General features: G+C 49.6%; 23 protein-coding genes and 1 riboswitch. Of the genes, 4 read left to right on the forward strand and 19 right to left on the reverse strand.

What is annotated here, in order from left to right:
- Positions 1–3: 3 nt before the first annotated feature.
- The 11 genes from A3848_RS12970 to A3848_RS13020 all read right to left on the reverse strand — a co-directional run bounded on the left by A3848_RS12970 (position 4) and on the right by A3848_RS13020 (position 11,826).
- Positions 4–582 carry a hypothetical protein gene (locus tag A3848_RS12970; protein WP_178381995.1) on the reverse strand — a complete coding sequence of 193 codons (579 nt, stop codon included), beginning with the start codon at positions 580–582 and terminating at the stop codon, positions 4–6.
- Positions 579–1,628, reverse strand: coding sequence for an SAF domain-containing protein (locus A3848_RS12975; protein WP_074085355.1), 1,050 nt, complete (start codon positions 1,626–1,628; stop codon positions 579–581). Before A3848_RS12975 ends, A3848_RS12970 begins: the two co-directional genes overlap by 4 nt.
- A gap of 21 nt (positions 1,629–1,649) precedes the next feature.
- Positions 1,650–1,955: a hypothetical protein gene (locus A3848_RS12980; protein WP_074085356.1), complete on the reverse strand. Its 306-nt coding sequence runs from the start codon at positions 1,953–1,955 to the stop codon at positions 1,650–1,652.
- A gap of 21 nt (positions 1,956–1,976) precedes the next feature.
- Complete coding sequence (locus tag A3848_RS12985; protein WP_074085357.1) at positions 1,977–3,431, reverse strand: hypothetical protein; 1,455 nt, start codon at positions 3,429–3,431, stop codon at positions 1,977–1,979.
- A gap of 27 nt (positions 3,432–3,458) precedes the next feature.
- Positions 3,459–3,710 (reverse strand): hypothetical protein, encoded by a 252-nt coding sequence (locus A3848_RS12990; protein WP_074085358.1) that lies wholly within the window; start codon positions 3,708–3,710, stop codon positions 3,459–3,461.
- 20 nt (positions 3,711–3,730) lie between these two features.
- Complete coding sequence (locus A3848_RS12995) at positions 3,731–4,441, reverse strand: hypothetical protein (protein ID WP_074085359.1); 711 nt, start codon at positions 4,439–4,441, stop codon at positions 3,731–3,733.
- Between the two features lie 19 nt (positions 4,442–4,460).
- Positions 4,461–8,492: a type VII secretion protein EssC gene (gene essC, locus A3848_RS13000; protein ID WP_083612129.1), complete on the reverse strand. Its 4,032-nt coding sequence runs from the start codon at positions 8,490–8,492 to the stop codon at positions 4,461–4,463.
- Positions 8,493–9,072: 580 nt separating this feature from the next.
- Positions 9,073–9,795 carry a hypothetical protein gene (locus A3848_RS13005; RefSeq protein ID WP_074085361.1) on the reverse strand — a complete coding sequence of 241 codons (723 nt, stop codon included), beginning with the start codon at positions 9,793–9,795 and terminating at the stop codon, positions 9,073–9,075.
- Positions 9,796–10,128: 333 nt separating this feature from the next.
- Positions 10,129–10,446: a winged helix-turn-helix transcriptional regulator gene (locus A3848_RS13010; RefSeq protein WP_039295412.1), complete on the reverse strand. Its 318-nt coding sequence runs from the start codon at positions 10,444–10,446 to the stop codon at positions 10,129–10,131.
- Positions 10,447–10,539: 93 nt separating this feature from the next.
- Complete coding sequence (locus A3848_RS13015) at positions 10,540–10,863, reverse strand: hypothetical protein (protein WP_074085362.1); 324 nt, start codon at positions 10,861–10,863, stop codon at positions 10,540–10,542.
- Positions 10,864–10,890: 27 nt separating this feature from the next.
- The gene (locus tag A3848_RS13020; protein WP_074085363.1) at positions 10,891–11,826 is read right to left on the reverse strand and encodes a Gfo/Idh/MocA family protein; all 936 of its coding nucleotides are present in this window, start codon (positions 11,824–11,826) and stop codon (positions 10,891–10,893) included.
- Positions 11,827–11,974: 148 nt separating this feature from the next.
- On the opposite strand from A3848_RS13020, the gene A3848_RS13025 reads away from it, so the two are divergent.
- Positions 11,975–12,592, forward strand: coding sequence for a TVP38/TMEM64 family protein (locus A3848_RS13025; RefSeq protein ID WP_074085364.1), 618 nt, complete (start codon positions 11,975–11,977; stop codon positions 12,590–12,592).
- Between the two features lie 120 nt (positions 12,593–12,712).
- Positions 12,713–13,699: a peptide-methionine (R)-S-oxide reductase MsrB gene (msrB, locus tag A3848_RS13030; protein WP_074085365.1), complete on the forward strand. Its 987-nt coding sequence runs from the start codon at positions 12,713–12,715 to the stop codon at positions 13,697–13,699.
- A gap of 97 nt (positions 13,700–13,796) precedes the next feature.
- Here msrB and A3848_RS13035 read toward each other — a convergent pair whose 3' ends face one another.
- From A3848_RS13035 to A3848_RS13060, 6 genes are all read right to left on the reverse strand, one after another.
- Complete coding sequence (locus A3848_RS13035) at positions 13,797–14,945, reverse strand: DUF4349 domain-containing protein (RefSeq protein WP_074085366.1); 1,149 nt, start codon at positions 14,943–14,945, stop codon at positions 13,797–13,799.
- Positions 14,946–15,381: 436 nt separating this feature from the next.
- Positions 15,382–17,670, reverse strand: a complete 2,289-nt coding sequence (metE, locus tag A3848_RS13040; protein WP_074085367.1) for a 5-methyltetrahydropteroyltriglutamate--homocysteine S-methyltransferase — start codon at positions 17,668–17,670, stop codon at positions 15,382–15,384.
- Between the two features lie 145 nt (positions 17,671–17,815).
- Positions 17,816–18,029, reverse strand: a riboswitch (cobalamin riboswitch).
- Positions 18,030–18,230: 201 nt separating this feature from the next.
- On the reverse strand, positions 18,231–19,091 hold the full coding sequence (locus A3848_RS13045; protein ID WP_074085368.1) for an undecaprenyl-diphosphate phosphatase: 861 nt from the start codon (positions 19,089–19,091) through the stop codon (positions 18,231–18,233).
- Between the two features lie 155 nt (positions 19,092–19,246).
- Entirely contained in the window at positions 19,247–19,870 is a 624-nt protein-coding gene (locus tag A3848_RS13050) for a DedA family protein (RefSeq protein ID WP_074085369.1), read from the reverse strand.
- A gap of 14 nt (positions 19,871–19,884) precedes the next feature.
- Complete coding sequence (locus A3848_RS13055; protein WP_074085370.1) at positions 19,885–21,834, reverse strand: FtsX-like permease family protein; 1,950 nt, start codon at positions 21,832–21,834, stop codon at positions 19,885–19,887.
- Positions 21,809–22,579: an ABC transporter ATP-binding protein gene (locus tag A3848_RS13060; RefSeq protein WP_074085371.1), complete on the reverse strand. Its 771-nt coding sequence runs from the start codon at positions 22,577–22,579 to the stop codon at positions 21,809–21,811. The genes A3848_RS13055 and A3848_RS13060 overlap by 26 nt, the downstream gene beginning before the upstream one ends.
- 187 nt (positions 22,580–22,766) lie before the next feature.
- Here A3848_RS13060 and A3848_RS13065 point away from each other — a divergent pair, with 187 nt between their 5' ends.
- Both A3848_RS13065 and A3848_RS13070 read left to right on the forward strand, forming a co-directional pair.
- The gene (locus tag A3848_RS13065; RefSeq protein WP_074085372.1) at positions 22,767–23,804 is read left to right on the forward strand and encodes an NADH:flavin oxidoreductase/NADH oxidase; all 1,038 of its coding nucleotides are present in this window, start codon (positions 22,767–22,769) and stop codon (positions 23,802–23,804) included.
- Positions 23,805–23,923: 119 nt separating this feature from the next.
- Positions 23,924–24,358 (forward strand): MarR family winged helix-turn-helix transcriptional regulator, encoded by a 435-nt coding sequence (locus A3848_RS13070; RefSeq protein WP_074085373.1) that lies wholly within the window; start codon positions 23,924–23,926, stop codon positions 24,356–24,358.
- A 115-nt stretch (positions 24,359–24,473) separates the two neighbouring features.
- Here the strand turns inward: A3848_RS13070 and A3848_RS13075 are convergent, their stop codons facing one another.
- Positions 24,474–25,448: a sensor histidine kinase gene (locus tag A3848_RS13075; RefSeq protein ID WP_074085374.1), complete on the reverse strand. Its 975-nt coding sequence runs from the start codon at positions 25,446–25,448 to the stop codon at positions 24,474–24,476.
- A gap of 1 nt (position 25,449) precedes the next feature.
- Positions 25,450–26,148, reverse strand: coding sequence for a response regulator transcription factor (locus tag A3848_RS13080; protein WP_074085375.1), 699 nt, complete (start codon positions 26,146–26,148; stop codon positions 25,450–25,452).
- Between the last annotated feature and the right edge of the window lie 204 nt (positions 26,149–26,352).

Consider the following 26,352-nt stretch of genomic DNA (forward strand, 5'->3'; position numbering starts at 1 on the left):
TAGTTACCCCCGTTTCCTTGCATACTGCCACAGCTTCTTGATGTCTTTCTTTGGAACATTGCAGATTTCAATCAAAAAGTCATTTACGGCTTCGGCAAAATCCTTATCCACTTTAAGATCCACTCTTCCATCTTGGATCCAGTCAATTCTTCTCTCCGGACTGCTGATATAACTGATTTTCGAATGAATCACCGGATAATATTTATCCACATACTTCAATCCAAGTCCGCATTCTTCTTCGATGACGAGCAATAAAGCAGGCATCTGTTTCTTATCAAGCAGCTTATCTACGTTCTCCATAGCCTGACGTTCATAGGTGGTTGCAAAGACAACCACCTCCTCCTCAAGATCCTCTGGATATCCATAATGCCAGTCATACAGAACAATATCCGGTTTATCGGCTGCTGATGAATCAGCTATCCTTATGCCTGACACTTCCCCTTCAAAATACTGATAGTGCCTGCTATTGTCCGATATAATCATGACATCATTGTTAAAATAACTTTTTAACAAAATAGCTGCTACAAGTATGAAATCGTGCTTCTCGCAATCCCCTGCGACAACAATGTTCAAATCGGTCACTTTCCTTCCAGCAGACTGTCATCGGTTGCTGCTTTTTTATTCGTCAAGCCTGTTGAACTCTGATCCGCACTTGAATCAACGGGCGCTTGATTGCTCTGATCTATAATTCCGTTCACGGATTGACTGTTATCTGCTTCCGCAGCACCAGCTGCCGCCGCCGCTCCCTGTTCAGCTTTTCTCTGAATCACACCACTACCGCTCGGAGCCTGTGCTCCGACACGGATTTTATTTTCATCCTCAATGGCTTTAAGCCGTTTCTCAAGCTCCTTACGAAGCTTCTCGGCAAGACTCCATTTGGCTTGATCAATAATGAATGGGTCATTCTTGATCACTCCGAGCACGTCCAGGTTAGGCACATAATTCACTACAGGTTCAGGCTGAAGCTCCGGTTCTACGTACTGCTTCATATACAGCTCAGCATTGTTAATATAAGCATCCACCAAGGCTGCCTGCAGCAGTTGTGCCTCTTCTTCATTGTCATTAAAGAATGTATATTGATTCGCCAGATCTACATCCTCCAGCGTTTTCTTTCCAACCACTATGTAATCTTCACCATTAGGAAATACAATCCGGATATCGACAACATCCCTTTTCGTTAACCGAAGCGGAAGCTTGATATATTCGGTCTCTTCCTTTCGTTCTGAAGCATCCAGTCTTGCTTCATCACGCACCATTTCAGTCGTTACCGCCGTACCTGGCATGGCATCAATTTTCAGGTATTTGCCCACAATCGCCTTGGACTCATTGATCAGATTATCCGGCGAGGAGAACTTTGGAAGCTTTTCTTCCATTACATCCTCTGCAGTAATTGCCTCACCGGCAAGCTTGGGGGATATCAAAACATAGGCAGTCTGGGATTGATCCATATAGCGCTGCAATACTTCATCTTTATCCTTCAACTGTTCTTCGTAAGCCGCCCGCTCGTCAATCAGCTTCGCATTATAGTGGCGATAGGTTGCAAACCATACCCCGGATGTAATGACGGCAACAAGACAACCTGAAATAATTGTGTATCTTAAAATTTTTTTCCGCTTGCGTACTGCCACTTCACAACCTCATTTCCATTCCTATTTGGTTTTGCCTTTCATTTTCGAGGCCGCCGCTGCTGCTGCTGTTGCTGCTGCCTGTTCTTCTCCCTGCAATTTATCTGCATATTTCAGCATTTCTGATTCAATAAGTGCTATGGCAGCTTTGAATTTGTTCATTTTTCCAATCCAATCCATACAATGCTGCTTAAACTCTTCTCCGCCCAAATCTACCCAATAATCAGATACTCCAGCGATTGCCCCGGTCATTTTATCAGTGCACTCCTGAGCACGGGGCTGCAATTGATGGCAATTAAAAGCAATACCTCTAACTATACCTGAATCCATATCGAGCCTCCTGATTGTGAATTACCGGCTCTCCGGAACGAAAGAGAATCCGATGCCAATTAATAGCAAAGTCACAAACAAGACCGCCCCTGCGATTCCCCAGAGCAGTGTTTGTTTGCGAAAGAGCTTTTTCTGAACGGTCAGCAGCTTCATCACCCATTCGACTGCCGCCTTATCTGGATACAGGGGATCTTGATGTGCAGGCATCAGAGTGGCTTGTATCTCTGGAAAATCCTTCTTCAGTGCTTGCAGCACTTCCTGATGCCCGTTCTCCAGCAGCAGCCTGCACCGTTTGCGTTCAAATGGGTTCAGTGTGTTCAGCTTCTCTTTCAACAGTTCATATTTCCACATGGCTCCGTTGCCAACCATAATTGGAATTTGTGAGTTCCACCACAGCTCCAGCCCGCTAGTTCCCTTCCGTTCACGGTGGATATCCAGCCAAAGAATGATATGTGTGAACTCGCTGGCCAGTAGCTCGGAAATATCCCACGTATATCCCCTGCGATAGAAGGTAACCCCTTCATATTCGAACATAGTAGAAACGGAATCTTCTTTCTCCCCTTCAAATACGATCTGTTCAAGTGAACCGATTTCCGGCCTGTCATCTCCGCAAACCAGCGGCTTCCAGCCTAGCTCTGCAAGACCTGCCGCTACCAGAAAAGCCGCCGCGCCTACATCCTCTTCCCCTCCGACACCGCAAACCCCAATGACAAGCGGCACATTGCTGCCCAGAATTCTCGGACCTGTAACAGGCGTTGACTGTTCCTCCACGGGAATGGATTGTTCCAGGAGTTCCAGTGTTCCCACTTCGGATGGAGCCGGAGACTCTGTTCTGGCCGGGGGCTTCGGTCTGGGTGGTGCGGACCCTGCGGGAGGGCGTGGAGTATTGGATGGCCTCCCACTGGCGGCACCCGTACCGGACCCAGCCGCGGCCGCCGGCTGTGGTCGGGTAAGCGAATCTACCGGTCTTGCGGGAGCAGGCAGCGGCTCTTCTACTTCCGGAACTGGAGCCGGTGCTGTTGATGAACCTTTAAATGAAAAAAGGCCTTTCTTCTTACCAAGGATATGATAATAATCTCTTGTAGTTTTCTTCTCCTTGATCCAGTTCAGAAGATTATCGCCCCGGAATTCCGTGGTGAACTGAAGATCGTGAATGTTCATATTCACCATAGCCCGTATAAATTCAATATCTGTCTGCAGCGCAGGATCTAATTGAACAATCAAACGCGTATGTTTGAGATATTTGCGGATCAGCGTCATGAAGCTGATAATATCAGCAGCCTTAACCGGTGTACCCAGGCCCGCTCCGCCCTCCATAATAACGATGGATGAAGGATCTACCTCCTTGCTGCTGAAGCCACTTATAAAACTATGTAGTGTAGAATGTTTCCCGGAAATTACATAACCCTCATGCTCAAGTGACCGTGATAAAAGCATAATGAGTTCAGGTGAGCAGACTAAATGTACGTTTTTCATTGATATCCCCCTTTACGATCCCCTCACTCAATACGGTAAAATTCGAATAATAGCCCCGTCTCCCTGAATTACATTAGCCAGTACAGCATGCAGGTCAAGCTCCGTCCATTCCTCTCCGGTACGACTGATTTCGCATTTGAATTCCCAATTGTCTGGAAGCCAACGTGCTTGTTTCAGAAGCTCGAGACATTGCCCCGCTGAAATAGATAGGGAGATATCCAAATCCATAACTTTCTTTTCCTTGCCTTTAAATAAAAAAGTCGTTAACGCCGTTGACATGCTCTGATCCCCCTAGATGGCTACGCTTCTTGCAGCCATAGACATAATTCTTCTACTGCTGTTGACAGGGTCGCACTGGTTCGACTGATTTGCTCATCTGATCCACGCCGCAGCAGCCACATTTGGTCTTCATAAATCAAGAGATTCAGTTCACGAATAACCTGCGCTTTCTCAGAAATGCATTGGATTTCTGCAAGGGAGGTTACCACCGCCCCTGCTTGAAGAAGTTGCCCCGTCCACGATTCAAGATCCACCTCTCCGTTCATCACTGTTTGTGATTGTTCATCCTCTGCCAAGTTCTGAATGAGCGGTATGCTATCAATGACTTGAAACATCAGTTCATGCCGTGCATATATTTCCTGCAGCTTGTACGTGTTGCTTCCTGACTGATGCTTAAGTTCGAAACGGCTTTCATCCTGAATAAAATAACAGATCTTAGATATCTCTTGATTTCTCTGTACAAGTTGACAGAGATAAGATTTGCAGTTGGAGGCTGCCACTATAAATCTATGAAGCACTTCATTTACTTTAGCAATCCCCATAAAATCTATCTCCAGATATCCCTTTGCTTCAAGAGCCCTCATCTGTGCATCCATAAGGGAACGCTGCTTGATCTCGGATTCACCTTCCAGATTCATTGCCAGTCCCGGAAAGCTGTTTCCTCCCGTTAGAGCAGTCAAATATATGATCTCTAAAGCTTGTAATTCAAACACCTCACGCACTGGTTTCATCACTTCGTTCACCTGCCAACTATAGATCTGTTATCATTTTGATGCGCATTTGGGACCCCTCAATAAGCAGCAATGCTTCAGTTACAGCCATAGACTGGTTAAGCTCATGGTAATCCATGCCCTCCAGCAAAAGAGAATATGACATATGATCACCTGGTGTTCCACCCGTGAGCAGCGCATTTCCACTATTGATCAGCTCTCCAGCAAGCTCAATAGTAAGCTGCATTTGGCTAAGTTCAACCACATTGCTGCCAATAAGCAGCAGAACACCAAGCCCGCCGCCAAATCTAGCTATCCGCTCCAAGTGATCCAGCGAATCATTCTCCATCAGATCGAAAGCAGATTTAAAATGAGGCATTGCGATTACAAGAAGCGGATACTTGGATAAAATATAGCTGGTTTCATCAAATTCTCCAGGGACGGAAGCAGCAGCCAATGCTTCTCGGGCATCATTTTTCCTGAGTTGCAGCTGTTCTATTAACGATTGCGTAAGTTGGAGAAACTCTTCTGCTGTACTCATATAGCGGGTTAAGGTTGGACTAGCCTTCAGACCTGACAATTTAACACCACCGCTATCAAACAAATGAAACTCCTTGGTGATTGAACCCGCCGACTGAGAAAGAGCTTGTAGTATGGATGTGAACGTCAAATCCACTTGCAGCTGGTTTGTATAAGACACCACAAAGTTGCTAATTTGCTTCACATTTATTTCTGCCGGAAGCGTGGTTGTCCAATCTAATCCAATCGGTACCAGAGCATCCCCGCTTCCTTCCTGCCGGTTCTTGTTAGCACGCTCCAGAAGTTCTGAAAGAGAAAGCTTGTCCGGGATCACCGCAATTCCGGCAGGATTAGTGTCTCCTGCCACTGCCTTCATCTCCGAGCTAATCCGGCGGATGCCAACAGCAATTTGATCATCCGAGTTGCCTCCCACAGGAAGTGCAGTATGGAATTCCAGTATCCGGTTATCTTTAAGCAGCCCGCGGCCCACGGTATTGGTTGGCTCCATCCCTTCTGTTCTACCCAGAATACTGGAGTAATCCAGTCTGTCAGACATTTGGTACACAAGCGACTGCTTGATATTCTGGCTGATCCGGTAAGGATAGGAACTGACAGCATTGGCTGCAAACACAAAGTAAATTCCGTAGTTACCGCCTTCGCGCACGAGCTTTGCGAGATCCAGTACATAATCATCGTAAGCTTCTGCGAATCCGGTGTAATTATCGAGCAGAATGACTATGTAAGGGACCTTTTCCCCTGAGGCTGCACAGTATGAAACCAGATTACTGATTCCGAGCTGAGAAAACTTGCGTTTGCGTTCATCCAATTGCGAGAGCAGCCAGCTGATCAGTTTCCCAAGCTTTTGTTCATCCTCTGGATAAATAACATCTCCTAAATGCGGAAGCTCGTGGAATACACCCAAGGTACGTGTGCCGAAATCCAGTATGTAAAAATGCACATACTCAGGATCATATTTCATAGCAAGCGACATGATGATTGTTTTTAACAGTGTCGTCTTCCCGCTGGCCGGTGCTCCATATATCAGCAGATGTCCGTTCTGGTTAAAATTGATGTCCAAATTGTATTGCTCCTGATCCGAAGGATTGTCTACCCGTCCAACGGTAGCAGTCAGGTGATCATTGGGTTCCTGCCAACTCTCCCCGTTCCAGATTCGGTCCTGATCCAGCACCTCAGCCAATGCCAACGTCTCTGGAAGCGGTGGAAGCCACAACTGAAAAGCCTCTCCGATGGAGTGTTCCGCAGAGAGGGCTGCAATGTGATTAACTACGGCCTGCAGTTCACTTAATTGCGATGTACTCTCACTGCTTTTCTCTTTCGGAATTAGAGCTCTCCTCTCCCCCCCTAATGTGACGATATCCATCTTGGGACTCCCGTCCCGATCAGCCTCTCCAGCATGATAAGGCGCTCCGCTCCATGAGGACTGGAATAAGGTGAACACTTCATTATTGCCGACCTGTAAATACCCCCGACCTTTTTCCTTGATCTCTGCCGCCTCCGGCCGTTTCAGCATTTCTTGACTATCCGAAGGTGTCTGTACCTTCAGGCACAGCTTAAATCTGGAGTTACTCCATATCTGGTCATCGACGACACCGGAAGGCTTCTGAGTTGCCAATATTAAGTGAATACCCAAGCTTCTACCTACCCGTGCCGCACTGACCAGCTCTTTCATAAATTCCGGCTGATCCGATTTCAGTTCTGCGAACTCATCTACCACTATGATCAAATGTGGCAAGGGAAGGTTTACTTCCTTGTTGCGATAAAGAACGATGTAATTATCAATACTCGTCACTCCGGCTTCACTGAACAAACGCTGTCTCCTTAAAAGTTCGCTTTTGATAGAAGCGAGCGCCCGATTGATCTGATTACCGCCTAGATTGGTGATTGTTCCTACCAGGTGAGGAAGTCCCAGAAAGGCATTGGCCATCCCGCCCCCTTTATAGTCAATTAGCACAAAGGCAACCTCATGAGGATGATAATCCACTGCCAGACCCAGAAGCAGGGATTGGAGCAGTTCACTTTTCCCCGAACCCGTTGTACCAGCAACAAGACCGTGAGGTCCATAGCTTTTTTCATGCATATCGAATAAAAGTGATTTCCCGCCTGACCCGAGCCCAAGGGGAATGGACAATGTGCGGTTCGCCTGATTTTTACCCCAGCGCTGCATTACATTTAGCTCCTCGATCTGTTCAACCTCAAAGCTCTCCAGAAAGGTAACCATTGGCGGGATATAGCTGTTATTCTGCCCCTCCTTGATTCTGAGCGGAGACAAGGAGCGGGCATAATATTCCGAGTACACCTTATCTAGAGAATCAGCAGTAAAATAATCCGCCAAGTGACTTAACACTTGATTGGTATCTTTACGGACCATTCCCTTGTTGTCCTTGATTTCCAGAATAGCCTGACAATTCAGAGGAAGCGCAACATCGATCTTCTCTGAAATAAAAATACTGGTCACTCCAAGCGGCGAATTACCCGACAATAAATACTTCATCATTTCTGTGCTATCCCACAGTTCAGGAGCAAACACCAGAAAGATATAGTGTGGTGTCAGCAAGGTTTGCAGGCCGTAACTGCTATTGCTTCCTTCTTCTCTTTTTCTAAGTTCCGGAAGTAGTTCATCAGCAAGATTAGAGGCTTCATAGGAGGTCGTGGCCAAGCTTCTCTGACTCCGGGCTTTATCCCAAGTGTGAGGCAGCCATTTCAGCCATTCCCAGTGTTCCAGATCCTCAGGTTGCATCACGCATACGACTCTTACATCATCGTAACCTTGGTGTGTTGTCAGATGGACAATAGCGGCATTTAGAAAATTGCGGACCTCCTGCCGTTTGCCGTATATCCCAAGTGTATTAATATTCCTTAGCGGTATGTAGACTGGTATATCTCTTATAAAGTACATTTCTTCGCATATTTTACTTGCAATTTCTTCCAGGGGATTCTCATCATCAATTGCCTTTGCCTTTGTAGAATATGTCGGAACAAGGGCGATCGGCTGTACTCCAACTCCAACCCGGGTATTTAGAAAATCATCTTCAATTGCAGTTCTTTCCCAGAGCTGTTTACTTCGGCCACGTACGATGCCCAGACAAGACTCAATACTTGGATGTATGTATGTATATGCTTCTCGCTGCGTACTGGCAGCATTTTGTAGATCATTACGAACCTGAAATAAGTAGTTGAGATATTTCTTTTCCAGTTTTTTGTTTTGTTCATGATGTTTTTTTACACTGGATTTATAATTCATAATCGAAACCATAACCGTCAGTATAGTCATACTCATGGTTGATATCAGCATAGTAAAAGACCTGGTCAATGTTGACATAAATATCGCAATGACTAACATCCCTAATGGCGGAACAATGATCGTTAACCATGAGAATGTCGGTTTCCCCGAAGGTTTGGCAGGATCCTCTAAAGCAAGCTCGCCTTCCGGGTAATTCGGTTTAATTCGGGGGGTTCTTTGTACCTGATTAGTTAGCATTTCTTGAGAGCTCATCTTTTTCATCACCACTGAATAGGAATTTTGGATTACCATGACTACTGATTTAAATTTTTAATAATAATATTGAAGCTACATCATATTGGGATATACATTATGAATTATCGGCACATCGCCTCAATAGTTTATATTTACCATAACATTTATTGCTAATATAGTTCATTGATCCCTTATTAGTAAGCATCATCTTTAGTGCGGTAAAATTAACAGTGCATATAGTCCTAGTTCATTGATCGCTATCCAGAAATACCCTTAGCAAAATTTAGGGAAATTAGACTTATTTACATTTCCTCTTTCAATCAAATTCTTCACATCTCATCTGCAAAAAAAGATCTGACTTCTGCAAATTTCGAGCAGAACCCAGACCTTTTTTTCACATTCTATTTTCTTTTTTTTAGATCCTATGCATCAAAAGCATTGCCTTCTGCTATGCTATTCGCAGGATTTTTAACCCGTGATAGAACGAATAAAAGCGATATCTAAATTGGGCAGTGATATTTCCGATATGCCATCCGTTTCACATACACTTGTAAAGTTCTATTCATAAAAAAACACCCCGAAAGTGAGGTGTTTTCCATTACATTTTATGATCCTATTTAACTATCGTATACAATATCTATTCTACCGTAGCCCGCATATACGTACGCTTGCCCTGTGCATCCTTCAGGTAAGGTCCCAGCCCGGCAAAACGCGAATGGTCCACGTAAACTCCGGTCATCCAGCGGCCTTCGGTCAGGCCTCCGTTCCACTGCAGTACCAGATCGGGAGCGGCGATCCATTCCTGATACACCCGGATGTTCGACTCCTGATATTCCTTGCAGCGCTTGCCGTTCTCGATCAGACGGTGCTTGCTCAGATAGGTAGGTACAAAGTATGTGGAGATTGTATCCAGATCAGCTTCATCCAGAAAAGATTCTTCGCCCAAATAGGGCTGGAAGAGCAATGTATTTTCATACATCGACCAGATCACTGCCTGCAGCACCATACTCTGCCGGATGCCGTTATGGAAGGTGAACCTGCGCTTCTTGTCGGACGATGGAATTACCGGACCAGCCGAAGGCTCAAGGCAATGACGTTCGCAGCCGATACATTTCCAGCCAGACGGGCTTTGAATCCACTTTTGAAAAACACTGCCGCTATCGTTATCCCCTTTGTACAAAGAGGAGATGATGTCATAAGGCACCCCAATCCATGCGTTCCACAACGACCCGGGGAGATGGCTGTGAAGCATGAACAACACTTTGTCGTAAATAAGCTGCACTCTGATCGAAGCACTCTCCAGTTCGGCGACATCTTTTTTTCCATAGGTTATTTCCCGGGAAAACAAGGTGGTTGTCATCTTCCTCGCCTCCTAAAAGTTTTGTTAGCATAGCTTCCTGAATTTACTTCGTACAAAACTTACTTCGAAAGCCTACGCTTAGTTTTGTTAGCGTTACAACCCTGAATTCACTTCGTACAAAACTCACTTCGAAAGGATAAGTTTCTTTTTGTTAACGTTGCCATAATTATCTATATCACAATTAAAAATACCGCATAATAAAGGGTGGGCAGCAACTTTTTTTTCTATTATATTATATTCTGCCGCCTTCCGTGCAATTTATTTGTAATTTAAAAGGAAAAAGCCCCTCTTTCCATCCGGAAAAAGGGGCTATCAACAGGGAGCCAAGCGGTTCTACTCGACCCAGCTCTCTGCCCAGGACTGAATCTGCTGCATGACCGGCTCCAGCGCACGGCCTTTAGTTGTCAATTCATACTCGATGCGTACGGGGGTTTCCGGGTACACATGGCGTACCAGAATCCCTTCACACTCCAGGTCCTTCATTCGTTCGGATAACATCTTATCGCTCATTGTTGGGATCAGACCGGAAATATCCTTGAAACGCTTGGGTCCGCTCATCAATGTCTGAATAATAAGTCCATTCCAACGTTTACCTAAGAAGGAGAAGGCCGTTTCGAATCGAGGGCACATCGTCAGCTGATGTTCTTCCATTATTCTCACCTCTCACTTTTAACTTACATTAAGTTAGTATATATAATTTTAACACATTTATAGCACAATGAACATCGTTTGGCAAAAAAAAGTTCAATCGCCTGTGTCTTGCCGGGATTCCCTATTGGCTATAGCCTCCGTCACTACATATGCAAGGTCATCATTGCTATATAAGGACAGGACTCCCAGCACCGTATCGTCGGAGATGAACCCCGATTCGTCAAGGGGTACAGTCAGCGAAAGCGCATGGCTTAACGCCGCATTTCCCTCTTGCTGCGGATAAGCCTGAAGATACAACGCGTGCGGGTCCAGCTTGTTGTTCACACACCATTGGGCAAATACCAGGATCATCATCTCTTCATCCCGCTTATAGCTCTCGATAATCTGCTCTTCCGTTGATTTGCGGTAATCCTCCATGTGGTCTCCCTCCTTTCCGCTCCAATGTTAATCAGCAAGCTTCGCTGCCAGCACATGGCTGGGCAGGACCGCTGAAGCAGCTATTCCGCATTGCCCCGGTATGTCCAGGCTGCTTAAAAAATGGTTCACCACACCGCTGAATCCTCTGCGCTCCAACACCGTATCCCAGCTTCCGAAATTCTGCGTGCGCGGCAGTGTGCCCTTCTCATACAAGGTTGCCCGTTCCATGTCCACAACTTCCACAGATCTGCCGTTACCGTGCAGCTCCAGCTTCTCCAGATCTGCCCCGGCGTCCCGCACCATGCTGAACATACCGGTCGCACCATTCTTCCAGCCCAGATTGCCGGAAGATTGCAGCAGCCGTCCCGCATCGTCGGATTTCAGGCTGTTGTGCAGCAGCTCAGCATCTCCTCCGCACAACCATAGCAGCAGATCCAGCATATGGATCAGATCATCATGGACCGTTTCACGGCTGCTGCCGGATTGCAGCTTGGTCCGGTGCTTGAACGCGTGACAGGCGCTGATGCCGCCTGCTTTCTCCAGCCAGGCTTTGGCAGCCGTATACATCGGCGCATAGCGGCGGTTGAACCCTACGCCCAGCAGCAGTCCCTTCTCTTCAGCGAATCCGGCCATCCGCCGGGATTCTTCCAGATCATAGGACAGCGGCTTGTCCACATATACCGAAACTCCGTGATTTAAGCATTTCATAACAATATCATAATGCGTGGGGGTTGGGCTATGCACAAATACTGCATCAGGCTTCCACGACAGGAGCTCATTCAGATCCGTAGTGCCTCTCGGGAACCGGTAGGAATGAACCGCGTCCTGTACGGTTGCCGGCGAATGGCTGAGCACTCCCACCACCTCCGCCTGATCATGCCTGGACAGCAGTGGGAGATAGACTTTCCGGGCGATGTCGCCGAGGCCAACCAGAGCCACCCTTTTACGTTCTGTACTTTTCATAAGCGTATCTCCCTTGGCTGTGAGTATTTCCATTTCCTTTTAGACGTATTATACCGTGACAAGTCGCAGCAACAAATGATCTTTGCTTCATTAAATTCTTTTTTTTCAGTATGATGAAATGAATGAACGAAAGAAAGGGCATAGTAGAATGAGAAAATGGCTGACTATATTACTGTATGTTTCGGGAATATTCCTCACGTTTATCTACAGGTATGATATCCTGGCCTGGCTGCGGCAGGATCATAATCTGTTTTTGGGCTTTGGTGCCGCTACTTTGCTGGCGATGTTCCCGCCGGTGCCTTATAAACTGATAATCGGGATTTACGGGTATGCCTATGGAAGTCTGGCGGCTGCGGTGATTTGCTGGAGTGCGTCTACCCTTGCCGGGGCGATGATCTATGGTATTGTTCAACACATGTTCCAGGAAAAAGCCCGTACTTATTTGGCATCAGTACCCGCGCTGGATAAATTCACATCTGCCGTGCAGCGGAGGCCATTTGCAGCGGTAGTGCTAGCCCGGCTTGCACCGGTCGTTCCGCAGATGGGAGTGAATATCTATGCAGGCGCCGCCGGGTTGCCCTTTTGGAGTTATCTTGCGGCATCCGGACTGGGCAAAATTCCTGCGATTGCGTTATATGCCTTTCTCGGCGGCCAGCTGTTCCAGCATCCGCGAAGCGCGTGGATGGCTATCCTGGTATATGTGGCAGTACTGGCTCTGGCCATATTATCGCTACGTCCACGATCCTTCAGCTCCAAGAAAGATTGATGCAAGTAAGCATGAATTCTTATTTTTGCACAAAACGCCGCTAACTGGCAGGCGGCGCTTTTTTGTTTTATAATTACATTGTGATCTATTTAATTGCAATCTATGAATGGAGGGATATTCATGAGTGATGTTCAATCTGACAATATAAGCAGCAAAACAGAAAAGGCCACGTTTGCCGGGGGCTGTTTCTGGTGTATGGTATCACCATTTGAAGAACTTCCAGGAATCGTTGAGATTATATCCGGGTATACGGGCGGACATACCGTTAACCCGACTTATGAAGAGGTTTGCTCGGAAACCACAGGACATGTGGAAGCGGTGCAGATCACCTTTCAACCTGATATTTTCCCATACACCAAGCTTCTGGAGCTGTTCTGGCAGCAGATTGACCCTACCGATGCCGGAGGGCAGTTCTATGACCGCGGCACTTCATACGGGACTGCCATTTTCACCCACTCCGAAGAGCAGCGGGAGCAGGCTGAAGCCTCCAAGGCGGACTTGCAGGCCAGCGGACGTTTCTCCGCCCCTATCGTGACGCCGATCCTTCCGGCCAAACCCTTTTACCGTGCAGAAGAGTACCATCAGGGGTATCACCACAAGAATCCCGGTCACTATAAACGTTACCGCAAAGGCTCCGGGCGGGATGCTTTTATCGAGGACCACTGGAAGCACAAGGAGGAGAAGCAGAGCCTCAAGGAACGTCTGACGCCGCTGCAATATGAAGTTACTCAGAACAATGCAACCGAATCCCCTTTCCGCAATGAGTTCTGGGATCATCACGGGGATGGCATCTATGTCGATATCGTATCCGGTGAGCCGCTGTTCAGCTCCAGCGATAAATTCGACTCCGGCTGCGGCTGGCCCAGCTTCACCCGTCCGATCCGCGACTATTCGGTCAAGGAGAAGACGGATCTCAGCCATCTGATGGTCCGCACTGAGGTCCGCAGCAAAGCGGCCGATTCTCATCTTGGACATGTATTTAACGATGGTCCCGGTCCAAACGGCCTGCGCTACTGCATTAACTCGGCAGCACTCCGCTTTGTTCCGAAAGAGGATTTGGAAAAGGAAGGCTACAGCGAATACCGCGTACTGTTCCAGCATGCTTAACTAACAGCGGTTATTCCGCTCAGTCGCACATCCGCGTCACAAAGCCTCCAACCCGCAAGCAGCGGTGTTGGAGGCTTTTTTCATCAGTAAAATCATATTATTCCGGTTTTTTTTCGTCCCGCTCATCAGCATCAGGAACAGGCGCCGGATTCCCGGTGGTCTGTTCCTGCAGCGGCTGGTTCTGCTCCCGGCTCACCTGACGGATACGCATTACCGTCCCATGATCCCGTGACTTGTTTCTTTTGCGGACCCAGAGCACAATCACCACAACAACAGCAGCTACAATCAATACCGGAAGCGCAGCAGCCAGGAATATAAAGAGCCATTGAAACATCACGGACAGTGCATGCAGACTGCTCTGAAGCGCATCCGAAGCCCGGTCCATTAACGGCCCTTGTTCTTTGGTCTTGGCAATATCCACGCTCTCTTCAGTCTGGTACAGTCGAAGCTCAACCGTAGAAAAAGATACATTCTGGTCAATATATCGCATTCTGCCCTTGATCGTCTCTATTTCCTCCTGAATGGCACCAAGCTGGTTGGCGAACGCCACGAGGTCGGCGGATTTGGTTGCCTTTTTCATAAACTCGATATATTGGCCCTCCATTAACTGCTTGGCCTTGAGGCGCGACCCCAGATCCACATATTCCTCTGAAACGTCCTGACCCTGGATTTTATGCTGAAGCTTCACGTTTTTGATCTTTTCCAAATGGTCCAGAAAGGAAGAAAATCCCGAAGCAGGCACCTTCAGAATAAAGGCTCCGCCATGCTCATATTCGGAGGTATTCTCCGAAAATTCAACAATATAACCTTCTGCGAGCGTCACCATATTGCGTACTTCTGTCTGCGCCTTAGCATAGTCCGTCACTTCCATCGTTAGGCTGGCGTGATAGATCAGCTTTTTGTTCAATCCTGCCACAACGTCATTTCCCGTAAAACCGGCCGTTCCTTCAGCTGCACGCGCTGCATCCGTGTTGCTTACCGCTGAGCTTCCTCCGCCAGCCTTGTCTCCCTCAGCCGCAGGAGCTTCAGCTGCAGCCGACACTGCTTGATCCTTCGGCGCAGCATTCGCTGAAGTGTTCTGGTCTGCTGCGCCGTCGAAGCCTTCTGCCGTGCTGGAATTGTCTGCCTTCATCTCCGACCGGCTTGCAGAATCATTATTGCTTCCAGCCCCGCACCCTGCCAAAACGATAGCAAACACTATTAGTCCCAATACATAATACAGATAATGCAGACCCCTTTTTTGCATGCCCATTCCTCCAAAAGTGTAGTGGAATTTCCGCTTCTTTTGTACAGATTGCTGCCAGCGAAGAGCTTTTTGTCTGTAGGCATCTTTCGCGTTAAAGTCTTTGACGTTCCAAAAGCTGGAAGGTTGCAGGAATTCGGTAGATTTTCCAATCCAGTGGCTGATTTGCCCATCTAAAGGTGCTTTCGTTATTTGGGGATATAAGATTCGCGAAAAGAAAAAACACCAAAAACCCTATATTCACAAGGAATACGGGTTAGGTTCTGCTCGGACAAGCTCCACCTTGCCGTTCAGATCAGTTGCTGTATAGATGGCGTCGATTCCAGCAAGGGGAGGTGAAACCCTCCTGCAAAAAGACGTACCATTCAAGGATAAGAAGGAAGCCTGGTCCAGGTTCCTTCTATTCTTTTTCTCATTCTAGCAAGATTGAGAATGATTATCAAGCGTTTTTCTTCCGCACATTACCTGCGGCCAGGACCATGTTGCGAAGTGCCGCCACCGTCTCTTCCCAGCCGCGTGTCTTCAGCCCGCAGTCTGGATTAATCCAGAATTGTCCGGCATCCAGTACACGCAGTGCGCGCTCAATATTCTGCGTCATCTCCTCTACTTCCGGAACACGGGGACTATGGATATCATAGACACCCAGTCCAATGCCTTTATCATAATCATGATCTTCAAAAGCCGAAATCAGCTCCCCATGGCTGCGGGAAGTCTCAATGGAGATCACATCCGCATCCATAGCCGAGATCGCCCCGATCATGTCGTTAAATTCGCTGTAGCACATATGCGTATGAACCTGCGTGGTATCCTTCACATGGGTTGTGGCCACCCGGAAGGACCGTACAGCCCAATTCAAATAATTCTCATGGTCTTCCGCCTTCAGCGGCAGCCCTTCGCGGATGGCCGGCTCATCCACCTGAATCATCTCGATTCCGGCATCCTCCAGCGCTTGAACCTCGTGACGGAGAGCAAGGGCAATTTGCTTCGCTACCTCTTCGCGGCTGAGATCATCGCGTACGAAGGACCAGTTCAGGATGGTTACCGGTCCGGTCAGCATGCCTTTTACCGGCAGCTTTGTCAAGGACTGGGCATAGACGCTTTCTTTGACGGTCATTGGCTGGATAAAAGCGACATCCGCGTAAATCACCGGAGGCTTCACGCAGCGCGAGCCATAGGATTGCACCCAGCCATTCTGGGTGAACAGATAGCCCCCCAGCTTCTCGCCGAAGAACTCGACCATATCCGTCCGCTCAAATTCACCATGTACCAGCACATCCAGACCAAGCTCCTCCTGAAGTGTAATCGCCTCGGCGATTTGACGGCGGACGAACATATCATAGCGCTCCTCATTCCACACCCCTTTGCGCCATTTGAGACGCGCCTGGCGGACCTCAGCCGTCTGCGGGAAGCTGCCGATAGTTGTAGTCGGCAGCAGGGGCAAACGCCATTTATCCTGCTGCAGCTTCACACGCTCTGCGAACGGCAGGCTCCGGCTGTCCGGAAGTTCGTCCAGACGGCGGACCTGCTCCGCCACATCCCGGCGGCCGCGTTCAGGAAGTGCGCGGAAGACAGCCAGCGCTTCCCGGCTCCCCGCAAGCTCCGCCTCGGCCGTTCCGTTGTCACCGCCTGCGGCTGCGGCGAGCAGCCGAAGCTCTGTCAGCTTTTCGTCAGCGAAGGCCAGCGCCTGCTTCACAGCAGGCTTCAGCTTCCCTTCGCTCTGCACCGTAACCGGTACATGGAGCAGGCTGGAGGATGGCTGAAGAATCAGCCGGTCCAGCGGCACATGAAGAGCCAGCTTCTCAATCAGTGCAAGCTTGGTATCAGGGTCGGCACGCCAGATGCTGCGTCCATCGATTATGCCTGCACCCAGCCATTTATCTTCCGGCCAGCCAAGTCGTCCGATCGCCTCCAGATTCGCACCGCCATCATGGACGAAGTCAAGGCCAATGGCCTGTACCGGCAATTCAAGCAATGCTTCCAAGGGTTCAGCCGCTTCAAAATAAGTCTGTAGAATCAGATTCAAGCCGGGGACTGCAGCGGAAATCCCGCTATAAATGGTCTTCAGCAAGGCAATGTCTTCCGCGTTCAATCCTATAACGATGGCTGGTTCGTCGATCTGCACCCAGGTTACACCTTCCTGCTGAAGCTCCTGCAGCAGCTGAATATAAGCCGGCAGGAAGCGGGCGGCAACCTCGCTGATGTCCGCAGCCGGAAATCCCTTGGACAGCTTGAGGAAGGTATATAGTCCCACAATAACTGGCTTGCCTTCAATGCCCGCCTGCGCTTTGGCGAAGCGGTAGGCGGCCAGCGGTTTATTCTCAGTCAGCCGGGGTGTAAGGCTGCCGATCTCCGGCACGATATAATGGTAATTCGTATTGAACCATTTGGTCATCTCGCAGGCCGGGGCGGCCGCATTGCCGCGGGCCATGGCGAAATATAGATCAAGCGGGACAGCCCCGCCGTCATAATCATAACGTGGCGGCACAATGCCGAACATGACGGCTGTGTCCAGCACATGATCGTAGAAGGTGAAATCATTCACCGGGATCAGGTCAATACCGGCCTGTTGCTGCGACTGCAGGTGCTTAAGCTGAATGTCCGCCATTTCAGCACGGAACTCCTGCTCGCCAATTTTACCGGACCAGTAAGCCTCCAGTGTTTTTTTCCATTCACGGTTTTTGCCGATTCTCGGGTACCCCAGATTGCTGGTGATCAATTTTGTTGTCATTGAAATCTGCTCCTCATCTGTTCGCTATTTGTTGTATGTCCTTATAAAAAGACGCCTCTCCCGAAAAATAAGCCACAGGGAAAGACGCCCATTGATCTTCTAAATGGAATAACGTCTGAACACCTCCCTATCTACCGTAGGTACTGCAGTGCTTCTGAGTCAGGCAGGTCTCCTGGCTAGCGGAGTCATCATTCTTCAGCAAGTCTTCCCGGCTGGATCTACCTGTCTGCCAGTGACACATTAAGCTGGAACTCTTCCGTTACAGTGGCGGGACCGCGTCGGTTTCGAGCCGAACTTCCCTATTAAGCTGGACAAAAGCTACATTCGCTTCATCCGGCACCTGTCTCCTATATTCGCTTTTCAAAACTTCATCCTTAAATCTGATGCCATCATACTGTACCTTTTTTGCCATCCGCAACAGATTCCGGCGATTTCAGCTATACACATTCGCTATAGCAAAGCAGCTTTTTGCCCGATTTGGCATCTGAATCTTGATCAGTGCTCATGACAAAAAGGCGATACCCTCCAAGGAAGGCACCGCCTGCATTATTTTTTCTATTCTAGAACCATACCAGATATACCACTACAGCAAGAACAATCCGATAGATCGCAAACGGCAGAAGCTTAATGCGGTTGATCAGCTTCAGGAAGAAACGCATGGACAGCAGCGCGAACAGAAAGGCGCTGATAAACCCGGCAATAAAGAACGGCAGCGCATCGAGAGTGAAATACTGCCAGTTCTTCAGCAGTGAAATCAGGCTGGCTCCAGCCATAATCGGCACCGCCATGATGAAGGTGAAGTCGGCCGCGGCACGATGGCTCATACCGAGCAGAACGCCACCGGAGATCGTGGAACCGGAACGGGAGAAGCCCGGCCACAGCGAGAAACACTGGACCAGACCGACCGATAGCGCCTGCCTATATGTAATTTGATCGACACTCTCCGTTTTGATCTTTTTGGGGGCAAACAGGTCTGCACAGATCATTAGTATTGCGCCTACGACCAGACCAATCAGCACCGTTGAGGTCGAAAACAAATGCTCATCAATATAATCCTCGAACAGAAAGCCGAGCACTCCGGCAGGGATAAGACCCACAAGCACCTGTGCCAGCTTCAACCGTCCCGCCGTTTCCACTGCTGGCTGTCCTTCCGGCACCGCTGTCAGCTCTTTGCGGCTGAACCGCTTCAGACCCAGGAGATCGATGAACCGGTTGCGGAAAATCACCACCACGGCCAGGATCGAGCCCAGCTGAATCACTACCTTGAATGTATTCGCTGTGTATTTTCCGAGAAATTCCTGCGATTTCAGCCACATATCATCGACAATAATCATATGGCCTGTGGAGGACACCGGAGCAAATTCAGTCAAACCTTCAACAATACCCAAGATGATTGCTTTAATTATAGTCAAAAGCTCCATGTAATCTCCTCCTAAAAGTTTTGTGAGCATCGCATCTATGAAATCACTTCGTTCAAAACTCGCTACGAAAGCATAAACTTAGTTTTGTGAGCATCACATCTATGAAATTGCTTCGTTCAAAACTCGCTTCCAAAGCATAGAATTTGTTGGTGTTGTTACCCGCGGGCTTTGCCGGCGGTACGGCGTTTACGCAAATACAACAGTCCCAGCACGAGAATTCCTCCGGCAATCAGGGCGTAGACCACGCTGGAATAAGCCTCTATATACCCTCCAATGTCCTCCCAGGACTCTCCTAGCGCAGCACCCAGCAGGATCAGCAATGTATTCCAGCCCAGTGTACCGATCGTCGTAAACAGCATAAAAAGTCCGAACTTCATTCCCGACATTCCTGCCGGAATCGAGATCAGACTGCGCACCAGCGGCACCATCCGGCAGAACAGCACCGTCCAGTAGCCGTATTTATCAAACCAGGCATCCGCTTTGCGGATATCACTTTTCTTAATCCGTATCCATTTGCCGTAGCGGTCCACAATCCGCTCCATTCGGCTGACATCCAGCATCCGGCCGATCCAATACAGAATGGCTGCACCCAGCAAAGAACCCGCCGTAGAGGCAATAAGCACACCCGGTATTGTGAGTCCGGAGGTTGTAGTCATAAACCCGCCAAAGGGCAGGATGACCTCTGAAGGAATGGGGGGAAAGACATTTTCCAGCGCCAGCATCAGAAAAATACCGGCATATCCGAACTGCTCCATAATATCTGTAATCCAGGTTTTCATTCGGTTCCCTCCGTCTAGATGAGATTTTTCTTGAGGTTGCGCAAATAGCGGCTGCGGATGAAGAAGAAGTACAGCGTCTGGGCAGCCAGATAACTGGTCAGGACAGCCCCGGTCTCGGCAGCAATGGACAGATAGAACAGCCGCTGCAGCGCAATAAAAGCAAACAGACTGTGCAGAACCGCCAGCAGCACCGGGATGAAGAACATGAGTGCCAGCTGCAGTGTCGCAATGCGGTCCAGTTCCTGGTCAGTCAGGCCCATTTTGGACAGGGTGGAATACTGCAGGCGGTCATGATCCAGATCCATATAGAGACGGAAGTAGAGGAAGCTGCCGGCAGCAATGAAGAAGACGGTCCCGACAAGCAGCGAAGCGAACAGCATGGTGCTGTACAGCGTGCGCTGAATCTCAAATAAGGTTCCGCTGATCACAACGGCATAAGCAGACTTTTCTTCATAGGGAACCTTCCCTTTGGCAGCGAGTTCTGAAGCCACCCCCACCGTCCGGGTAAAATCATCCACATAGAAGCCGGTATACCAATCCTGCTGCACAGGGATAACCAGGTTGTACAGACTGTCGCTGATCACCAGCCCGCTGAAATCGCCGCCTCCCCTGCCGTCCAGCTCCGGCAGCAGATATTCGGCAACCGGCACATGCTGCGTATAGCCGGTCTCTTCAATCTGGATTCCTTGCTGAAGTGTATATGTTGCTTTGAAGCGCTCTGCGGTCAGACTGCGGTCGCGCTGGGAACCGATCATCACCAGGCTTTCATTGCCTTCCAGCGGCGGTTCATTCGAGCTGAAGCCCGCATGTTCCAGAGCAAGCTTGTAATTCCTGTAGGACATCAGAGGCAGCTGAAGTATATGGTCGGGACCTGTCTGCGAAACGACCGCTGCGACTTTGAGTGGAATCCGCAGGGTTTCGTAAGTCAGACCCAGCTGCTCCAGCTCTGCAGTAATCCCCCACAGGTCCTTCTCTTCCGAGGAAGCATGCTCCCCGCCCTTGGCTACATAGCCGACAGCCGCCGGATAATCCAGCTTCAGCTCCCGTGACAACGTGTGGATCGATGCGAATACCCCCACCGAGGTGAAAGAAACTGCCGATACAATAGTGACCATAAAAAACATCCGCCCATTGTCCTTCCACCGGTACGATAATCCCGAGAACGTGAGAATATGCGTATGCTTCCAATAGAAGCGGCGCAGCTTCCGCAGCATCCCCACAATATACAGACTGAGTTGTGTGTAGAAAAGATACGTGCCGCATACAGTAATCAGCACCACTGGAACCATCATGATCTCTACAGTTGCGGCCGTCGTGGCAGCCGCCAGACCATACCCGGCGAGGAGCAACAGACCTGAGATCAGCGCCAGCTCCTTGGATACCTTTGGCTCCGCATTCCCTCTGTGCCCGCCCTGGAACAGGCCGCGCGGTGCTTCATTCCCTATAAAAACAAAAGTAGACAGCGAGATCAGCATGAACAGCAGAACAAAGCTGCAGATGGTAAGCACCGGCGCCTGCCAGGGCAGGTGAAATGTAAGTGGGGGAATGCCCAGAAACCCGGACCCGATCATCAGGAAGAGCTTGCCAAGCAGCAGCCCCAGCAGTGTGCCGGTGAGGATAGCAGATCCGCCAATCATCATATTTTCCAGAAATACCATCAGGTTCAGCTGCTGTTTGGTCATCCCGTGCATCAACAGAATTCCGAACTCCAGATTACGTGATTGCAAGAATGAACCTACTGACACGAGTACGAACAGGGAACAAAAGACATAAATGATTCCTTCGGCCACCATCATCGTATTTGCAGCTGTCCCCAGGATCATATCCTGCGAAATCGCCGGATGATAAATGAACAGTGCACACAGAAAGAAGACCATGACCGAGAACGCGCTGCTGACAAAATACGCGGCATATTTCCGCTTATTCCGTGTTACATTCCTATAAGCGAACTGCCGGAAGGTCATGGCCCGCTCCTCCCAGCAGCGACAGCATGTCGATGATGTTCTGGAAGAAGGCGGCCCGGCTGGTGCCCCGGTACATTTCGCTGTGGAAGCGCCCGTCTTTGATAAAGATGACCCGGTGGCAAAAGCTCGCTGCTACCGCATCATGTGTGACCATCAGCACCGTGGCTCCCTCCGCCTCATTCACCTCCACCAGCAGATTCATAACCTCGTTTGCGGCTTTAGAATCCAGGCTGCCCGTCGGTTCATCTGCCAGAATCAGCGCTGGCCGGTGGATCATGGCCCGGGCGATGGCCACCCGCTGTATCTGTCCGCCGGAGATCTCATAAGTCCGTTTGTGCAAAAGTGTGCTGATGCCCAGTCTATCCGACACCTCTATGAGTCTGTATTCCATCTCTTTCACGGAGACTCCAGCAAGCGTTAAGGGCAGCACAATATTCTCTTCCACAGTCAGCGTGTCAAGGAGATTGAAGTGCTGAAAGACAAACCCCAGCTCTTTGCGGCGGAACAGTGCTTTGTCCTTGCGCCCCAGGCTTTTAGGGTCCCGGCCATTGATCCTCACTTCTCCTGAGGTGGGTTCGTCGATGGTGGCAATCACATTTAGCAATGTAGTTTTGCCGCTGCCCGATGGTCCCATGATTCCCACGAACTCGCCTTTCTCCACAGCAAACCGGATATGATTCAGGGCGTGAATCGACACTTTGCCCTCGTATATTTTGGATAGATTATGGACATCTAAAATGGGCAAATGCTTACGCTCCTTCGTTCCCCTGGTTTGCCTTCATTATATAAAGTGTAAACAGCAGCTGCTATTTCTGAAACTTACAACTACCTTACAGTATTGTAAGCCACGAAAGACGATTGACATTTATTTGCAAAGGGAGTATATTTATATGCATGAGCATGCATTTATTAATTTGTGAGGAGAGATTGAAATGAAGGACTTATTTACCCCCTATGAGCTGCAGGATTTGAAGCTGAAGAACCGTGTGGTGATGCCGCCGATGTGCCAATATTCCGTTACGGACAAGGATGGTATCGCCACAGACTGGCACTACAATCATTATGTAAGCCGGGCGGTCGGCGGTGCCGGACTTATTATCATTGAAATGACCGATGTCGATCCGGATGGCCGGATAACCGATTATGATCTGGGGCTCTGGTCAGATGAGCAAATCCCCGCACTGGCGAGAATTGTTGAGGCTTGCCACGCTTACGGCGCCAAGGTAGGCATCCAGATTGCCCACGCCGGACGCAAAGCAGAGGATGCTCCTCGGCCGGTGGCTCCCTCTGCGATTCCTTTTAATGCCGAATTCAAGACTCCGCGTGAGCTGACCACCGAAGAAGTACAAACGATGGTTCAGAAATTCCAGGCAAGTGTTAAGCGGGCCATTCAGGCGGGCTTCGATGTGATCGAGCTTCACGGCGCACACGGCTACCTGATCCACCAGTTCCATTCCCCGCTGACCAACAAGCGGTCTGATAAATACGGACAGGACCTGACACTGTTCGGCAAAGAGGTTATTCAGGCAGCTAAAAAGGAAATGCCTGAGGGCATGCCTTTGATTATGCGGATATCCGCGCAGGAATATGTTGATGGCGGCTATAGCATACGTGAGAGCATCAAGATTGGCAAAGTCTATAAGGAAGCAGGGGCGGATATTTTTCATATCAGTGCGGGTGGTGAAGGTGCCATTGCTGCTGAAGGCCAGCCGGGAACCCATGCTGCCTATCAGGTTCCGCTTGCCCGTGCATTCAAGCAGGAGCTGAATGTTCCTGTCATTGCAGTAGGGCGCCTGGATGAGGCTGTCCTGGCTAACGCAGTCATCGGCAATGATGAGGCAGATCTTATCGCCGTGGGACGGGGCATGCTGAGAAATCCGTACTGGACCCTGGAAGCCGGTGTTCAGCTCGGTAAAGATGCCGGTCTGCCGAAGCAATACGAGCTGGGCTTCCCCCGTTCCCGGAGATAACCTCTTCCCAGAAACCAGGGTGCTATCCCTCGCCGTTCCTTATACAAACCGGGGCATGGAATGTTATAATGTACAAAAATATCATCATATGGCATACATCCGGGAGAGGAATGGTGTGGATGAAAAATTCCCTTGAGGGTGGCGTAATCACAGGCTGGTTAAGCTTAACTCATATACAAATGAAGGTTGCAGGTGAACTTGAAGCCAAATTGCAGGAAAACTTCGGATGGTCTCTGAATGAATTCTATCTGATGTACTTCCTGTCCGAAGCACCGGAGAAGAAGCTGCGCCTGCAGCAGCTGGAATCTATGGTTGGACTCAGCCAGAGTGCCGTCTCCAGACTGGTCAGCCGCTTCGAAGCCAGAGGCTGCGGCGTACTGCAACGGACGGTCTGTGACGACGACCGCAGAAGCATTTATACCTCTCTGACCCCTATCGGCCAGGAAAAGGTGGACCGCGCGCAAGTGACGGTGAATGAAGTGCTTCATGAAGTGTTCCCCCGCGCGGAGATCAAGCTGCTGCTGGAGCAAATGCTGGACCTCCCGCAGCAATAACGCCCAAGCCGGGCTTACCCCAAAATTCATATATTTTCATAAAAACCTGCTGTCTCATATTGGAGACAGCAGGTTTTTTATGGTTGCAGTTCATTGCCTTACTTGATTCGTTCACTCAGAATATAATCCGGACCGTCGTCCCCTTTCCCACCTCGGAGGATATTTCCACCTGATGCCCCAGCTTGCTGCAAATCTGCTTCACCAAATATAGGCCCATCCCGGTAGATTCCTGAAAGCTGCGCCCGTTGACACCGGTAAAATAGGCATCGAATACACGCGGCATATCTCCTGATGGAATACCTACACCCTCATCCCGCACCTCAAGCACGGGTCTGCCTTGTTCCCCTGCATACCCGTGAAAATACACAAACCGTCCCTCCTCCACCGTATACCGCAGTGCATTGGTGATCAGCTGGGTCAGTACAAAGGACAGCCATTTCTCGTCCGAGGTAATGAATAGGTCATGATCGACTGAAATGGCCGGAAAAACACGTTTGCGGATAAACAGCCGTTTCTGTTCAGAGGTTACGCCCCGCACAATAGCCGAAAGCTCCAGCCGCTCCACATAGAAATCATGCTCGAACGTGTCCAGACGGGCGGTATAGAGTACGGTATCCAGCCCTTTTTTGAGCCGGTCCAGCTCATCGCCAATCGACGTAAAAGGCGGGCCGTCTTTGTCTTGAATAATGAGGTGGATGACCGACAGCGGGGTCTTCATACCATGCACCCACTGGTTAATGAAGTGAATATGCTCCTCCAGCTTGTGGCGGTAGCTATGCAGGTCATTCTGATACAGGCGGAACTGGTGAGCCAGCAGGCCGCGCAGGCTCTCTGCCAGCGGAGTATTCTGAGCAGGCCCGCCGGAGTCATCCAGCGATGACGGCAGATTCAGCAGACGTTCGTAGAAGGAGCGGTTGGAGAAATAGCGGTAGGCGAGGTATGCCAGCAGCAGACAGGTGCTAAGCAAGCCCGCATACAGGCTTACATTCACTCCGCTGCCCCCGTCCAGCCGGTAGACCAGAGTGATCATCGAAAGCTGGGCCAGATAAATAATAATAAGTGGCATCTGTTCCCGCAAAAACAGCTTCATGTTACGCCTCCTCCCAGTTCTCGCACAGCCTGTAGCCTTGACCGCGCACCGTCTGGAGGCCGTCCGCTATATCCAGCGCCGACAGTTTTTTACGCACCCGGGTCACGTACACATTCAAGGTATTGTCATCGACAAAAGCCTGGTCATCCCAGATTTTCTCCAGGAGCCGGTCGCGGGATACGAGGGTGCCCGCCTTTTGCATCAGCTCATCGAGAATTTTGGCTTCGGTGTGGCTGAGATCAATCTTGGCACTGCCCCGCGACAGGACCAGACGCTCCACATCGAGCATCAGCCCCGACACGGTCAAGCTGCGGTCACTTCCGCCTCCGGCATAGGAGCCATAAGCCCGGCGGAGATGGCTTTTAATTTTGGCGAGGGCAATCTCATAATCGAACGGCTTGGTGATATAATCATCGGCTCCGTTTTCGAGCGCCATCACCTGATCCATTTTGCCTTCGCGGGCGGAGATAAACAGGATCGGGCAGGTGGAGATTCCCCGGATTTGGCGGCACCAGTAGTAACCGTCGAACTTCGGCAGATTCACATCCAGCAGCACCAGATGAGGAGCATACTGCTCGAACTCTGTACGGACTGCTTCAAAATCACGCACAGCCTGCGTCTCATAGCCAAACTTATGTAAATAATCCTGGAGCAGCGTCACCAGTCCACGGTCATCTTCGATAATGAAAATTTTGAACATATCAGGCCTCCGGTCTGCTGTATAAGCCCGCTAAGGGGTTTGCCCCATAATATATACAGTCCCTGCATAGTAGTCAAATATGAGGTGAAGTTCCTGAGCATCCCATGATGGAATCCCGCTTGGCAAATGTTGCGCCCCTGAACCCGCGCAAAAACAGCCGCCTGCCAGAGTACTCCGGCAGACGGCTGTTTCATTGTTAAGGAG

This window comes from Paenibacillus sp. P32E (genome assembly GCF_001909085.1).
GTDB lineage: Bacteria > Bacillota > Bacilli > Paenibacillales > Paenibacillaceae > Paenibacillus_AQ > Paenibacillus_AQ helianthi.